This window comes from Sneathiella sp., assembly GCF_002694385.1.
Lineage (GTDB): Bacteria > Pseudomonadota > Alphaproteobacteria > Sneathiellales > Sneathiellaceae > Sneathiella.
Genome location: NZ_NZMB01000005.1, coordinates 408946 through 423024, shown reverse-complemented (window position 1 = coordinate 423024; position 14079 = coordinate 408946). Strand labels below are relative to the sequence as shown.

The window sequence follows — 14079 nt, the reverse complement described above, 5'->3', positions numbered from 1 at the left end:
AACCGGAAAGAGGAATATGGCGGTCACGATCCCCTTCAAGAAAGAATTGGCATTCGAATACGGGACTTCGGAAACTCTAAGTCCCCACATCCGCCGGGTCATTGCCCGTAATCCCAGCGCCTTCACCTTTCATGGCACCGGCACCTATATCATCGGTCACGGGGAAGTGGCCGTGGTTGATCCGGGGCCGCTCGACGGTGCGCATGTCGGCGCGCTGATGGCGGCGCTGAAAGGCGAGATGGTGACCCATATTCTGATCACCCACACCCATCACGATCATTCCCCGGCCGCTGAACCGCTAAAGCAACTTACCGGCGCGCGCACCTATGGCTTCGGCCCGCATGGTGGCGGCGTCTCTGAGTTCAAGCTGGAGGAAGGCGGCGATACGGACTTTATGCCCGATGTCAAGCTGGAGGATGGCGACGTCATTCTTGGCAATGGCTGGACCGTTGATGTCATCCATACGCCCGGGCATCTGTCCAACCATGTCTGTTTCGGCCTGCGCGAGGAAAAAACCCTTTTTACCGGCGATCATGTGATGGGCTGGTCCACCACCGTCGTCTCACCGCCCGATGGCAATATGAGCGACTATATGCAGAGCCTGGAAAAGCTGCTGCAATTTGACTATGACGTCTACTGGCCAACTCATGGTCCGGCAATCACCGAAACGAAGCCTTTCGTCGAAGCGCTGATTGCCCACCGGCAGGAGCGGATGGACCAGATCCGCGGCTGTCTCAAATCCGGGCCGATGTATATCCCGGACATGGTGCGGCGTATGTATAAAGACGTGCCGGAACATCTGCATGGCGCGGCGGGGCGTTCCGTCTACGCTCATATTCTGCATATGATCAATACGGGCGAAGTGAAATCCGATGGCCCCGCAACCTCATCCGCGCTTTATTCTCTCGGCTGATCCGGGCATTTCACCTTAAAGCACGAGTGCAGAGACTAATCCTGTCCCTCTCCCCTGCCCCTGTCACGATGGGCTAGTCGCGGAAATTTACATATTGCAGGGGCAATTCCTGTTTCAGCCCCTTGCAAAAGGCGATGGTCTCCTGCAAATCATCGCGTTTTTTACCGGTCACGCGGAGTTCATCCCCCTGGATGGCGACCTGAACCTTGATCTTTGATCCCTTGATCTCCTTGACCAGCTTTTTCGCCAGCTCCTTGTCAATTCCCTGACGAACAACAACCACCTGCCGCACACTCTGCCCGGCTGCTGTTTCAGGGGTTTTATAGTCGAGCACGCCCGCATCAATCTTGCGGCGAGTCAGATGCGCCGCCAGAAGTTCATGCATCTGCTTGAGCTTCAGATCATCATCCGCATGGATGGTGATGACTTCCTCCGCCCGCTCAATGCGGCAATTACTGCCCTTGAAATCGTAGCGGGTCTCGATCTCCCGGCGGATGTTGTTGAGGGCGTTATCCACCTCCGCCAAATCGGTTTTTGAGACAATATCAAATGAGGGCATGATTCTCTCCTTCGGCTATGTCCCTATGCGGACTGTTCTTTCGTTTTGAGGAAGCGGATGGCGGGCCAGTCCTTTTCCGCCCGTTCAAGATGCCAACTGTTGCGGGCGAGAAATACCGGCGCGTCATCATGGTCCTCGGCAAGTGAGGCCTGATTGGCGTCGATGAATTTTTTCATCTCTCGCGTATCATCACATTCGACCCAGCGGGCGGTATAAAGCTCCGTCTGCTGGAAATTCACCGGGATATCATATTCCGTCCGGATACGATCGGCCAGCACTTCGAATTGCAGGCCGCCAACAACGCCCACCACCCATTCGGAACCAAGCCGTGTCTTGAAGGTGCGGGCCGCCCCTTCTTCCGCCAGTTGGACAAGCGCACGGCCGAGATGCTTGGCGCGCATCGGATCGACAGGGCGCACTTTCTGGAGCAGTTCCGGCGCAAAGCTCGGGATGCCGGTAAAGCGGATTTCCTCCCCTTCCGTCAGCGCATCGCCGATCCTGAGGTTGCCATGGTTGGGAATGCCGATGATGTCGCCGGGCCAAGCCTCCTCTGCCAACTCCCGGTCCTGCGCCAGAAACAACACCGGGTTATGAATATTGAGAATTTTCTCGCTCCGGACATGTTTCAGCTTGGCGCCGCGTTTGAAATGGCCCGACACCAGCCGCATGAACGCGATACGGTCCCGGTGTTTTGGGTCCATATTCGCCTGGATTTTGAAGATAAATCCGCTGACCTTGCTTTCAAGCGGAGAAACCTGCCGCCCCCCTGCCGGGGCCGCGCGCGGGCTTGGCGCCGCATCGGTCAAACCGTTCAGCAGCGTTTCCACTCCGAAGTTATTGACGGCACTGCCGAAATAGACGGGCGTCTGCGTCCCGTCAAGAAACGCCTGCATATCGAACTCCGGGCAGAGGCCGCGGGCCATTTCCACATCCTCACGCAGCTTCGCGACCGCCTCCGCAGGCAACAGCTCGTCCAGCTTCGGATCATCGAGGCCATTACAGGTCACCCCTTCATCCGTATGATTTTCCTTGCCCTTTGAAACCAGGACCAGACGGTCATTGAACAGATCATAACATCCAAGAAAATTCCGCCCCATGCCGATGGGCCAACTCGCTGGCACCACGTCAAGCGCCAGCGTCTGCTCTATATCGTCAATGAGATCGAACGGGTCCAGCGCCTCCCGGTCAAATTTATTGATGAAGGTGGTGATCGGCATATCGCGCAGGCGGCACACCTCAAACAGCTTGCGGGTCTGGCTTTCAATACCCTTGGCGCCATCCAGCACCATCACCGCACTGTCCACCGCCGTCAGGGTGCGATAAGTATCCTCGCTGAAATCCTCATGGCCCGGCGTATCCAGCAGATTGAAGGTCTTGCCGCGATAATCGAAAGTCATGACGGAGGAGGCAACAGAGATACCCCGCTCCCGCTCCACCTTCATCCAGTCGGACCGCGCGCGCCGCTGTTCCCCGCGGGTTTTCACCGCACCGGCAAGCTGAATGGCGCCGCCGAACAGCAGCAGCTTTTCGGTCAGCGTCGTCTTGCCCGCATCCGGATGGGCGATAATTGCAAAGGTCCGCCGGTTGGCAACCCGTTCTTCCAGCATCGTCATGGTAGGTCCTGATGGCCGGATCCCACGCGGGTCTCCGGGCGTAAATCTCAAACACCCACGATCACAAACCGTCTCGCAGGCTCGCGTTTAATTAAGCCGTTCAGGGGCAAAAATCAATCCTTGGCTTTACCGAGCGGCAACTCCGGCCCGTCTTCAGGCTCGGCGATCAGCCCCAACCAGCGCGCCACCAGTGAGATTGTCCAGCCCTGCACAAACAGGGAGGCAATCACAACCACGAAAACCACATCGAAAAATCCGGAGCCGACGGGTCCCGGGCTGATCACCGGGATAATGGCAAGAAAGATCGGCACCGCCCCGCGCAGCCCCACCCAGCCGACAAAGGCCTGCTGACGCCAGCCGATCCGAAACGGCGCCAGGCAAAGGACCGTCGCCACTGGCCGGGCAATAAACATCAGCACGACCGCAACGCCAAGGCCAAGGGCGATATGATCCAGCAGATCGCGCGGCGCAACCAGCATCCCGAGCATGAGGAAGAGGACAATCTGGCTGATCCAGGAAAGACCGTCATGAAACTGTCTCACCCGTTCCATCTGATGCGCCATGCGATCCCGCAGCACCACCCCGCCAATGAAAACCGCAAGAAAGCCGCTTCCTCCGAAAATTGCGGTAGTGCCGAAAATCAGCAACGCCGCCGCCGTCGCAAATGGCGCGAACAGCCCGACCGGCATCTTCACACGGTTGATGAGGACCGACGCAATAAAGCCGCCAATCCCGCCCAGCAGCAAGCCCAACCCAAGCTGCATAACCAGCTCGGGCAGGAAGGAGACCAGCGTCGGTATGGTGAAAGGCAGATTGTTATCGACGATGGCCACCATGGTGATGGTGAGGAAGATCGCCATGGGATCATTGATACCGGCCTCCACCATCAGGGTTTCACTCAGGTCATGCTTCAGCTTGATGTTCCGCTGTCCGAGCAGCAGGAAAGTGGCCGCCGCATCTGTCGAACCGACCACCGCCCCCAGCAGCAGGCTCTCGGCGAGCGAGATACTGAAAAACATATAAATCACTATGCCGACGATCGCCGAGGTGGCCACAACCCCGCCAATGGACAGCACAAAGGCGGGCGCGGCTGCGAGCTTCAGGGTTTTCCGGTCCGTATCCAGCCCGCCGGCAAACAGGATCAGGGCAAGGGCGACAGAGCCGATCTCATAAGCAAGAGGAAAATCATCGAAGCGGATACCGCCAAGACCATCCTCTCCCATCAGCATGCCGATACAGAGGAAGAGAAGCAGGAAAGGAGCCCCGAGGCGGGCGGCAACTGGCGTTAAAAGGCAACCGATGACAAAGAGCACGGACACAAAAATCAACAACAGACTCAATGACGCCATCGGCGGTTCTTTCCTCTTTCATATCTGGCTTGATCACCAGCAGGATGATCTTCGACGCGCCGCCCATTAACCGGCAAATCCGGTTAAATTATGTCGGCGTCTCGATTACCTTCAACAGCAATTTACCGTTATTTTCGCCGGAGAACAGCTTAAGCAGCGCCCCCGGGAAATTTTCTATGCCATCCTCAATATGATTACGGAATGTGAGTTTACCCTCCGAATACCATGCCGCCAGCTTTTCTGTCCCCTCCCCGTAGCGGGACAGATAGTCAAATACGACGAAGCCTTCCATCCGGGCATGATGAACCAGCAAATTGATGTAATTCTGCGGTCCGCGCATAGGCGTAGTGTTGTTATATTGCGAAATTGCCCCGCAGATGACGATACGGGCGTGACGGCGAATACGGGCAAGGGCAATGTCGAGAATTTCACCGCCCACATTGTCGAAATACACATCTATGCCCCCCTGAAGGGCGGCTTTCAGATCATCCAGAAAACGGTCAGACTTATAGTCGACACAGGCTTCAAAGCCGAGCTCCTCCGTCACATAGGCGCATTTATCTGCCCCGCCCGCAATACCAACGGCCCGGGCGCCCTTGATCTTTGCAATCTGGCCAACGATGGAACCGACCGCCCCGGCCGCGCCGGAGACAAGCACTGTATCCCCCGATTTCACCGCGCCGACATCCGTCAAACCGAAATAAGCTGTCAGCCCCGGCATACCAAGCCCGCCAAGGAAATGCTCGATCGGCGCAAGAGACGGATCCACCTTTGTGAGATCCTTGGCCGCCGCCTTGCCATATTGCTGGATACCAAGCGTCCCGAGGGCGAAATCACCCGCGCGGAATTCGGGGCTGTTCGAAGCCATCACCTCTCCGACAGTTCCGGCCCGCATTACATCGCCAATCTTCACCGGCGGGATATAGGACCGTCCCTCATTCATCCAGCCGCGCATCGCCGGATCAAGCGAACAGTAATGATTTCGGACCAACACCTCCCCGGTCCCGATTTCCGGCAACGCCTCCGTTGTAAAGGCCCAGTCGCTGTCCTTTGGAATGCCGTGAGGCCGCGCCGCAAGACGATACTGCTTGTTGATGATCGTCATGAGTGTTCCTTTATGTTAAAACCGCGCCTGTAACAGAGTTGCGGATCGTGGAACAGAATGCAAGGCTGCCGTTCGACAGCACCCGAGATTAATGCTAAAGGAATAAGATGAGCGAAACCGACAAGCCGAAACTGCTTTCGAGCGGCAATCCGCAAATCCCAAAGGGCGACGGGGATATGCCGGTGCAGGCCTATATTGCCGCCATGCCGGGATGGAAACAGGACATTGGCAAACAGCTAGATGCCATTGTCGAGCAGGTATTCCCGGACGTACAAAAGGCCGTCAAATGGAACACACCGCTTTATGGCAATGCGGATGGCTGGTTTTTTGCGATGTATTGCTACAAAAAATACGTCCAGCTCACCTTCACCCGCGGAACGTCTCTAACCCCCGTTCCACCGGTCGCATCAAAAGTCGAGGGGACGCGCTACGTCAACATCCATGAGAATGATGATTGGAATAAGGCCCAGATTACAGACTGGATCCAGCAGGCAAGCCTATTGCCCGGCGTGAAATTTTAACGAACATATTGCACGGGCCTGCTGCTGATCGCACCTGCTTGCAAATGACTGAAAGCCTGACACCTCGTCGTGAACGAAATGTCAGACTGTTCAAATAAGCCCCAAGCGTTCCGTTCAGGTACCCGGCAACTTGTAGTCCTTGAACTCTTCGCGGAGTTTGGTCTTCAGCAGCTTGCCCGTCGCCGTGTGCGGCAATTCATCGACAAACACCACATCATCCGGAAGCTGCCATTTGGCCAAGCTGTTCTCCAGATGGCGGATCACATCATCCCTGGTGACGGCATGGCCCTTTTCCTTGACCGCGATGACCAGTGGCCGCTCGTCCCACTTCGGATGCGGTACGGCGATCACCGCCGCCTCGACAATGCCGGGACAGCCGAGCGCCTCATTCTCCACATCAATGGAGGATATCCACTCCCCGCCCGATTTAATCACATCCTTCGACCGATCCGTGATCTGCATATAGCCATCGGCGTCGAGCGTACCCACATCGCCGGTTGTGAACCAGCCGTCGTCATCCAGCACTTTACCGCCCTCGCCCTTGAAATAACCGCTGGTGATCCAGGGCCCGCGCACCTTGATATCGCCAAAGGCAACGCCATCGCGCGGCAATTCCTTGCCGTCATCGCCGGTAATCTTGAGTTCGACGCCGAAAATGACGCGGCCCTGTTTGACCCGGATGTCGGTTTTTTCTTTCTCCGAAAGATCCGCATGTTTTTTCAGCAGATTACCGGTGGTGCCGAGCGGACTGGTTTCGGTCATGCCCCAGGCATGGATCACCTCGACGCCATACTCCTGCACAAAGGTATCAATCATTGAGCGGGGCGCGGCGGAACCGCCGATTACCGTCCGCTGCATGGTGGAGAATTTGAGCTTATTCTCTTTTACATAGCCGAGCAGCATCATCCAGATGGTTGGCACCCCAGCGGCAAGGGTGACTTCTTCGGCCTCCATCAGTTCATAGAGGGAAGCGCCATCCATGGCCGCGCCCGGCATCACCATTTTGGCGCCACACATGGCCGCCGCGTACGGCAGCCCCCAGGCATTGGCATGGAACATCGGCACCACGGCAAGAATGCTGTCCCGGTTGGAGACACCAAGACCATCATTGGCACAGACACAATAGCTGTGCAGCATCGTCGAGCGGTTGGCATAGAGCACGCCTTTCGGATTACCCGTCGTGCCGGAGGTGTAGCAGAGCGAGGAAGCCGTCATCTCATCAAACTGCGGCCAGTTGTAATTCCCATCCTCCGCCTCGACCAGCGTTTCATAGCAGATGACATTGGGAAGAGAGGTTTCGGGCATATGCGCCTTATCCGTCATCACAACAAACCCCTTGACGTTTGTCAGATGCTCCTTGAGTGCTTCCAGCAGCGGAATGAAGGTCAGATCAACGAAGATATATTTATCCTCCGCATGATTGACGATATAGGCAATCTGTTCGGGAAAGAGCCGCGGATTGATGGTATGGCAAACCGCCCCCATGCCGGAGACCCCGAAATAAATTTCCATATGACGATAGCCATTCCAGGCCAGCGTCCCAATCCTGTCGCCCAGTTTGACGCCCAGCCGTTCCAGCGCCTGAGCCAATTTCTTGGCCCGCAGGTTTATATTGCGATAATTGGTCCGGTGAATGGGCCCCTCAACAGTGCGCGAAACAATTTCGACATCCCCATGATATTGACCGGAATATTCGATTAGTGAAGAAATCAGCAATGGCCGATCCTGAATAAGCCCCAGCATATTAAATCCCATGTTAGTTTATATATTAGACATTTCCTGAAGCATAAAACCGCCCTCGCTTCACGTAAAGCCTATTCGCAGGGACCCGGCAGCCATCTGCATTACGCACCCATTCCATGCGCCATTCACCCGTGACGGGAAGCCTGGAATGTTACTTTTCACGCAAAACCCATGTAGTTTTAGCAGCCGGGTAAATCCCGTTGCGAATCAAACGCTTCTAGGATCCATTATGCTGCGGATGCACAAATCAGTGACGCGACAGAGGTCACGGCTATGGCTGAAGTACTTTGACTGCCCCGCAGATTTCATTAGACTGCTGCGTAAACAATCATGAATACATAACATTTCCCCTGAAAGGGTTCAGACAAACCAATGTTTATAAACGGAAAATGGATCGCCGCATCAAGCGGCGGCAGCTTTGATGTCCTCAATCCTGCAACCGGAGACGTGATCCGGCAGGTCCCCGACGGCGGCGCGGCAGAAGCCACACAGGCGATCGAGGCGGCGGATACGGCCTTCCGCGACTGGTCACAGACAACCGCCTATCAGCGATCGGCCTATCTCTATAAAGCCTACGAGATCATGATGGAGCGAAAAGAGGACCTCGCCCGCACCATGACCGAAGAACAGGGCAAACCCCTCAAGGCAGCCCGCAACGAAGTGCAGTATGGCGCCGACTTCCTGCTCTGGTATGCAGAGGAAGCCAAACGCATCAACGGGGAAATCCTGCCCTCCTCCCGCGCAGATCAGCGTTTCATGGTCCTGAAGCAGCCGGTGGGTGTGGTCGCGGCGGTCACCCCGTGGAATTACCCCATCTCCATGATTACGCGCAAAGTCGGTCCGGCCCTCGCCGCCGGTTGCACCGTGGTTATGAAACCGGCGGAGGCGACCCCGCTTTGCGCCATTGCCATGTTCGAGATTTTCGAGGCCGCCGGTATTCCGGCAGGAGTTGTCAATCTCGTGACCGCGCTCGACCCGAAGCCGGTCGGCGAAGTTTTCACCCATCACCCCGCAGTGCGCAAGCTGACCTTCACCGGCTCTACCAAGGTTGGCAAGATGCTGGCCGGTCAGGCCGCTGCCAATATGAAACGCGTCTCGGCGGAACTTGGCGGCCACGCCCCCTTTGTCGTGTTTGAGGATGTTGACCCGGCCCATGCGGCAAAGGGCGGATCGCTTGTCAAATTCCTCAACACCGGTCAGGCCTGCATCAGCCCGAACCGCTTCTTTGTGCAGAACGGCTCCTATGACGCCTTTGTCGATACCTTCGCTGCGCGCGTTGCCACCATGAAGGCGGGCAGCGGGTTCGAGGACGGCGTCGCCATCGGCCCACTCGTCAACCAGACGGCTGTCGATAAGGTGGATCGGCAGGTCCAGGACGCCCTTTCAAAAGGCGCCCGGCTGATCACAGGCGGCGCTCCGCTCAAATCCAATGGTCTCGACAAGGGCTATTTCTACGCGCCGACAGTGCTCGCCGATGTGACGGAAGATATGCTGATCTATCGCGAGGAAACCTTCGGCCCCGTCGCGCCGATTATCCGGTTTGATAATGAGACGGAAGTGCTCGAACGCGCCAATGACACCGAATATGGCCTTGCCGCCTATGTCTATACGCGGGACATCTCCCGCGCCATGCGGATGTTTGAAGGACTGCGCTTTGGCATTATCGGCATCAATGACATTAACCCGACCAGCGCCGCCGCCCCCTTCGGCGGCATGAAGGACAGCGGACTAGGTCGGGAAGGCGCCAAGGAAGGGATCATGGAATATCTTGAAACCAAACTTGGCGGCTTCTCTGTTTAGAGGCTGACCTAACCCTTGAGAATAGCGATGGCCCCCTCCCCGAGCAGCGGATCGATTTTCTGCTGATCCGCATCGGGGAGTGCGGCATAGCGCCGTCGCAGTTCCTCAAGACATTTCACCTGATATCCGAAGACGCCCTGTGCATAAGGCCGTCCGTCGAGCGATACCGTGAATTTCTCCGCCCCTTTTTTGGTGGCGGCTTCATTCGCGGCAAGAAACGGCAGGTAAATGCGGGCGGCATAGCCGACTAGCTCTTTTGCCGGGACGGAAAGATCGTCTATCCCCCGCCATTCTCCCTCAATCCCGGAGGCGTCATCCAGCTGCCGCAGCCAGCTTTCTGTGGCCTGAGCCTCCCGCCGCAGGATGGATTGCGGCGTCGGGTCCTGTGATAATGTGCGGAGCTGTCCATAGAGGCCAAAGTCAGCCATGGACGGGCGTGTCCCGAACAGATAACCCGCACTGCCGATATGATCTCGCAGCAAGCCGATGATAAAATGATAGCCAGCCTCGATCAGCGGGGCATTCTCAGGCGTGCAGCCAACCAGCGGCATCCGGCCGATCTGCCGCTCCGCAAAGAAACGGGCGAACTTCTCGCGCTCCTCCGCTGATTTATCCGCGGCACGGTCATCGGCGATCCAGTGACTGGCATAGTGGATATCCGGCTCATAGGCCCAGCGATAATGAAACATCATCTTGGTCACCCATTCGTCAGCCATATCCTCCACGAGATGGGCAAGAAAAGCCACCGCCGCCTCGTCGGGCACGACAGAGCGATCGCGTGGATGCCGTTCTTCAAGCAAATAGATAAGATATGTGCTGTCGAGGTGACGGCTGCCATCGGGCAACATAAGAACAGGCACCAGAACCGGCCGCATATCGGCAATCAGATGATCGGTGGCGAGTGACCGCAATATCCAGTCATAGGGCAGTCGCCGGTAATGCATCAGCGCCCGCATTTTCATCGAATAGGGTGAGGCGTTACCGCCAATGAGTGTATATCTTTCCCCGCTGCTCCGGCTCATCTGTTTTTCCTTTTTGTTGAGCGATTATATTTGTTTCTGTCAGATATTCGTTTGTGTCCTGCGGCCCTGTCCCCTGTCAGTCGACGACACCATTGGCCCAGACGACAATATCTGTCATCACCTCGTCACGGTTGGTCTCGTTCAGCATCTCATGCCGCCCGCCCGCATAGAATTTATGATCAACCTTTGTAAATCCCTGGCGGGCATAGGCACTGAGAAGCCGTCGGCCCCCCCTTTCATTTTCACCAACCGGATCCTCGCTGCCACTGAAGACAAGAACAGGCATGTCTTTCTTCATCCGGCCAAGTGCCGCAGGAGAGGCAATCTGCAGCAATGCCGCCATCACCCCTTCCCAGGTCGCGAGGGAGCAGTCAAAACCGCATAATGGATCGGCGATATATTTATCCACCTCCGCCTCATCACGGCTGAGCCAGTCAAACTCCGTCCGGTTCGGGGCAAACGGTTTGTTGAAGCTTTTGAAGATACGGCCGAGTTCCGGAAGGGTCGCACGGGGACCGAGCTTGTGTTTCTGGCGCCGGACAAAACTGAGGCCAAGCCGCGCCTTGAGAGTGGAGAGGCCCCTCTGCGGACCGTTGGTGCCTGAAAGGATGACACCCCGGATGCTGTTGCCGTGGGATGCCATATATTGCTGCACCATGAAGGAGCCCATGGAATGACCGAACAGCAGGATGGGGAGGTCCGGATAATGTCCGGCGATATGCCGGTTCAGCAGATAAATATCCTCCACCGCCGATGTCCAGCCATCCTCATCCCCGAGATGACCGGGCGATGTCCCCGCCGGAATATTGAGGCCGTGCCCCCGCACATCATGGGCATAGACAAGATAGCCGAAAGCGTTCAATACCTCGGCAAAGCGGGCATAACGGGCGGAATGCTCCGCCATGCCATGAACGATCTGGATAACCGCCTTTGGTTTTTTCGCGCGTGCCCAGCGGCGGGCCTGCAAGGACATGCCCCCCGCTCCGACAAACCTGAAGTGCTCCCCCATAGCCATGCATCCCCGTTAATCCCACTCCATTAAGCCACGGCGCGTAAGCGGAGACAAGAATATTAGAACAGTGAGAAACATCTTTGACAGCCCGTCGGGAATGGGCCTACAAATAGTAAACATGTTCCATTCATATTCGAGGAAATTGTGATGTCCAGCCCCAGCCTTCAGCAAGGCAATTCCCTTTCCGCCCGTGATGTGCGGACCATGATTCACCCCTATACCAACCTGTCCACCCATCTCAAGGACGGCCCCCTCATCATCCAGAGTGGCAAGGGCGTCCATGTCTATGACGAGGAAGGCCGGGAATATATTGAAGGACTGGCAGGCCTGTGGTGCGCGTCCTTCGGCTTTGGCGAAGAAGAACTGATAAAAGCCGCCATTGACCAGATGCGCAAGCTGCCCTTCTATCATTCCTTCGCCAGCAAATCGACGGAGCCGAGCATCCGACTTGCCGAGAAACTGCTCGAAATTGCGCCAGTGCCTTTTTCGAAGGTGTTCTTCGCCAATTCAGGATCAGAGGCGAACGATACTGTTATCAAGCTCGTCTGGTATTACAACAACAGCCGCGGCCTGCCGCATAAGAAGAAGATCATCTCCCGCCAGAAGGCCTATCATGGCGTGACCATCGCGGCGGCCAGCCTGACCGGGCTGCCACCGCTGCATAACGACTTCGATCTGCCGATCCAGAATATCCTGCATACCTCCTGCCCCCATTATTATCGCTTCGGCAAGGACGGCGAGACGGAAGAAGAGTTCGCTGCCCGCTGCGCCGCCGATCTGGAGCAGTTGATCCTGAAAGAAGGGCCGGAGACGGTTGCCGCCTTCATTGCCGAGCCGGTCATGGGCGCAGGGGGCGTCATCATCCCGCCCGCCACCTATTTCGAGAAGATGCAGGCGGTGCTGAAGAAATACGACGTGCTGATGATTGCTGACGAGGTGATCTGCGGCTTCGGCCGGACGGGGAAGATGTGGGGCTCTCAAAGCTTCGGCATTCAGCCCGATATCCTCACCTGCGCGAAGGCCCTGTCCTCCGCCTATCTGCCGATTTCCGCCGTCATGATCACCGACGAGATCTTCCAGGGCATGGTTAAGCAGAGCGAAAAGCACGGCGCATTCGCCCATGGCTTCACCTATTCCGGCCATCCGGTGCCCGCCGCCGTCGGCCTGCGCACCATGGAACTGATGGAGGAACGGGATCTCGTCGGCCATGTGCAAAAAGTGGCGGGACGGTTCAATGACCGCTTCCATGCCCTTGCCGATCATCCACTGGTCGGCGAAGTCCGGTCCACGGGGCTCATCGGTGCGGTGGAACTGGTCGCCGACAAGAAAACCAGGCGTTCCTTCAATGCGGCCCGCAAGGCGGCACCGAAAGCGGCTGAGGCCATGCAGAATGCGGGCGTGATCAGCCGCGCTGTCGCCGGGGACAATCTCGCCCTCTGCCCGCCGCTCATCATTACGGAGGCGGAAATCGACGAGATGTTCGACCGCTTCACCAAGGGGCTCGACACCGTCGCCGCCATTGCCAGGGCCGAAAACTGGGATTGATCCCGCCTGCTGTCACTGAAAACAGAATAAGAGGGGTCCGGAGCCCCCTCTTAACGGCTGTTGACCGTTTAACCTACAGAGACGGCAGCGGCGGCAGTTCCTGCCCCAGCCATTTCTCTGACAGTTCGCCGAGCTGACCACCCATTTTTTTATGCAGAATAAAGACATTTACCCATTGTAATAGGTCCATCTGGCCTTTCTTGATGCCGATAAAGGCCGGGCTTTCCTTGATGATGAATTTGGTTTCCACATCAAGGTTCGGGTTGTCTGCGGAAAGCTGCGCCGCCACCGTGTTGCCTGTAACCAGCACCTCAACCTGACCGGACAGATAGGCGGACAATGTCGCCGCATTATCACCGAAGCGGATGATTTCCATATCTTTCGGGCCTTTCTCGGACAGCTCCAGATCTTCGAGTGTACCGCCCGTCACGCCGATTTTCTTGCCGGAAAGATCCGCCATTGACTCAATCGCCATCGCGGCAGGCGCAAAAGCTCCGGAGAAGAAAGGGGCATAAGCGCTTGAAAACCAGATGGATTTTGCGCGGCTCGGGTTTGCCCCCATGGAGGAGATGACGAGATCCACCCGGTCGGTTTCAAGGAATGGAATGCGTTGCTTCGAGGTGACGGGCACGAGTTCCAGTTCAACGCCAAGGTCTTCCGCGATCATCTTTGCCACATCCACATCATAACCGACATAGTCCCCTTCCGGCCCCAATGCGCCGAAAGGCGGGAAGTTTTCCGGAATACCGATCTTGACCTTGCCGGCCGCCAGAATTTCCGAAAGATCCGCCGACGCCGGGCCGATGAAAGCCGTTGCCGCCAGCGCGAGCCCCATAAGGCCCGCTTTCAGTTGTTTCAGCATGAATTCACTCCTTCTCTGTTATACAAATCCTGTCA

Annotated in this window: 12 protein-coding genes; 4 read left to right on the top strand and 8 right to left on the bottom strand. The window is 56.8% G+C overall.

Annotated features, from left to right (window positions below):
- Window positions 1–16: 16 nt before the first annotated feature.
- Window positions 17–913, top strand: a complete 897-nt coding sequence (locus tag CMN55_RS03160; RefSeq protein WP_293948092.1) for an MBL fold metallo-hydrolase — start codon at window positions 17–19, stop codon at window positions 911–913.
- Window positions 914–986: 73 nt separating this feature from the next.
- Here the strand turns inward: CMN55_RS03160 and CMN55_RS03155 are convergent, their stop codons facing one another.
- From CMN55_RS03155 to CMN55_RS03140, 4 genes are all read right to left on the bottom strand, one after another.
- Complete coding sequence (locus CMN55_RS03155) at window positions 987–1472, bottom strand: YajQ family cyclic di-GMP-binding protein (RefSeq protein WP_293948091.1); 486 nt, start codon at window positions 1470–1472, stop codon at window positions 987–989.
- 23 nt (window positions 1473–1495) lie between these two features.
- On the bottom strand, window positions 1496–3085 hold the full coding sequence (locus tag CMN55_RS03150; protein WP_293948090.1) for a peptide chain release factor 3: 1590 nt from the start codon (window positions 3083–3085) through the stop codon (window positions 1496–1498).
- Between the two features lie 113 nt (window positions 3086–3198).
- The gene (locus CMN55_RS03145; RefSeq protein ID WP_293948089.1) at window positions 3199–4434 is read right to left on the bottom strand and encodes a potassium/proton antiporter; all 1236 of its coding nucleotides are present in this window, start codon (window positions 4432–4434) and stop codon (window positions 3199–3201) included.
- Window positions 4435–4522: 88 nt separating this feature from the next.
- Complete coding sequence (locus tag CMN55_RS03140) at window positions 4523–5533, bottom strand: NADP-dependent oxidoreductase (protein WP_366931961.1); 1011 nt, start codon at window positions 5531–5533, stop codon at window positions 4523–4525.
- 113 nt (window positions 5534–5646) lie between these two features.
- Between CMN55_RS03140 and CMN55_RS03135 the strand changes: the two genes are divergently transcribed.
- Window positions 5647–6060, top strand: a complete 414-nt coding sequence (locus CMN55_RS03135) for a DUF1801 domain-containing protein (RefSeq protein ID WP_293948087.1) — start codon at window positions 5647–5649, stop codon at window positions 6058–6060.
- 114 nt (window positions 6061–6174) lie between these two features.
- Here CMN55_RS03135 and CMN55_RS03130 read toward each other — a convergent pair whose 3' ends face one another.
- On the bottom strand, window positions 6175–7803 hold the full coding sequence (locus CMN55_RS03130) for a 3-(methylthio)propionyl-CoA ligase (RefSeq protein WP_293948086.1): 1629 nt from the start codon (window positions 7801–7803) through the stop codon (window positions 6175–6177).
- Window positions 7804–8175: 372 nt separating this feature from the next.
- Here CMN55_RS03130 and CMN55_RS03125 point away from each other — a divergent pair, with 372 nt between their 5' ends.
- Window positions 8176–9603 (top strand): NAD-dependent succinate-semialdehyde dehydrogenase, encoded by a 1428-nt coding sequence (locus CMN55_RS03125; RefSeq protein ID WP_293948085.1) that lies wholly within the window; start codon window positions 8176–8178, stop codon window positions 9601–9603.
- 8 nt (window positions 9604–9611) lie between these two features.
- On the opposite strand, the gene CMN55_RS03120 is transcribed toward CMN55_RS03125, so the two are convergent.
- Both CMN55_RS03120 and CMN55_RS03115 read right to left on the bottom strand, forming a co-directional pair.
- Window positions 9612–10625, bottom strand: coding sequence for a glutathione S-transferase N-terminal domain-containing protein (locus CMN55_RS03120; protein ID WP_293948084.1), 1014 nt, complete (start codon window positions 10623–10625; stop codon window positions 9612–9614).
- Between the two features lie 76 nt (window positions 10626–10701).
- Window positions 10702–11598 carry an alpha/beta hydrolase gene (locus CMN55_RS03115; RefSeq protein ID WP_293948083.1) on the bottom strand — a complete coding sequence of 299 codons (897 nt, stop codon included), beginning with the start codon at window positions 11596–11598 and terminating at the stop codon, window positions 10702–10704.
- A gap of 186 nt (window positions 11599–11784) precedes the next feature.
- Here CMN55_RS03115 and CMN55_RS03110 point away from each other — a divergent pair, with 186 nt between their 5' ends.
- A complete protein-coding gene (locus CMN55_RS03110; RefSeq protein WP_293948082.1) occupies window positions 11785–13182 on the top strand; it encodes an aspartate aminotransferase family protein in 1398 nt (465 codons plus the stop codon).
- A gap of 73 nt (window positions 13183–13255) precedes the next feature.
- Here the strand turns inward: CMN55_RS03110 and CMN55_RS03105 are convergent, their stop codons facing one another.
- Entirely contained in the window at window positions 13256–14044 is a 789-nt protein-coding gene (locus tag CMN55_RS03105) for a transporter substrate-binding domain-containing protein (protein ID WP_293948081.1), read from the bottom strand.
- Between the last annotated feature and the right edge of the window lie 35 nt (window positions 14045–14079).

Bases quoted from the DNA above. Each gene is read 5' to 3' on its own strand.
- CMN55_RS03160 (WP_293948092.1), top strand. From the start codon at position 17: ATGGCGGTCACGATCCCCTTCAAGAAAGAATTGGCATTCGAATACGGG.
- CMN55_RS03155 (WP_293948091.1), bottom strand. From the start codon at position 1,472: ATGCCCTCATTTGATATTGTCTCAAAAACCGATTTGGCGGAGGTGGAT.
- CMN55_RS03150 (WP_293948090.1), bottom strand. From the start codon at position 3,085: ATGACGATGCTGGAAGAACGGGTTGCCAACCGGCGGACCTTTGCAATT.
- CMN55_RS03145 (WP_293948089.1), bottom strand. From the start codon at position 4,434: ATGGCGTCATTGAGTCTGTTGTTGATTTTTGTGTCCGTGCTCTTTGTC.
- CMN55_RS03135 (WP_293948087.1), top strand. From the start codon at position 5,647: ATGAGCGAAACCGACAAGCCGAAACTGCTTTCGAGCGGCAATCCGCAA.
- CMN55_RS03130 (WP_293948086.1), bottom strand. From the start codon at position 7,803: ATGCTGGGGCTTATTCAGGATCGGCCATTGCTGATTTCTTCACTAATC.
- CMN55_RS03125 (WP_293948085.1), top strand. From the start codon at position 8,176: ATGTTTATAAACGGAAAATGGATCGCCGCATCAAGCGGCGGCAGCTTT.
- CMN55_RS03120 (WP_293948084.1), bottom strand. From the start codon at position 10,625: ATGAGCCGGAGCAGCGGGGAAAGATATACACTCATTGGCGGTAACGCC.
- CMN55_RS03115 (WP_293948083.1), bottom strand. From the start codon at position 11,598: ATGTCCTTGCAGGCCCGCCGCTGGGCACGCGCGAAAAAACCAAAGGCG.
- CMN55_RS03110 (WP_293948082.1), top strand. From the start codon at position 11,785: ATGTCCAGCCCCAGCCTTCAGCAAGGCAATTCCCTTTCCGCCCGTGAT.
- CMN55_RS03105 (WP_293948081.1), bottom strand. From the start codon at position 14,044: ATGCTGAAACAACTGAAAGCGGGCCTTATGGGGCTCGCGCTGGCGGCA.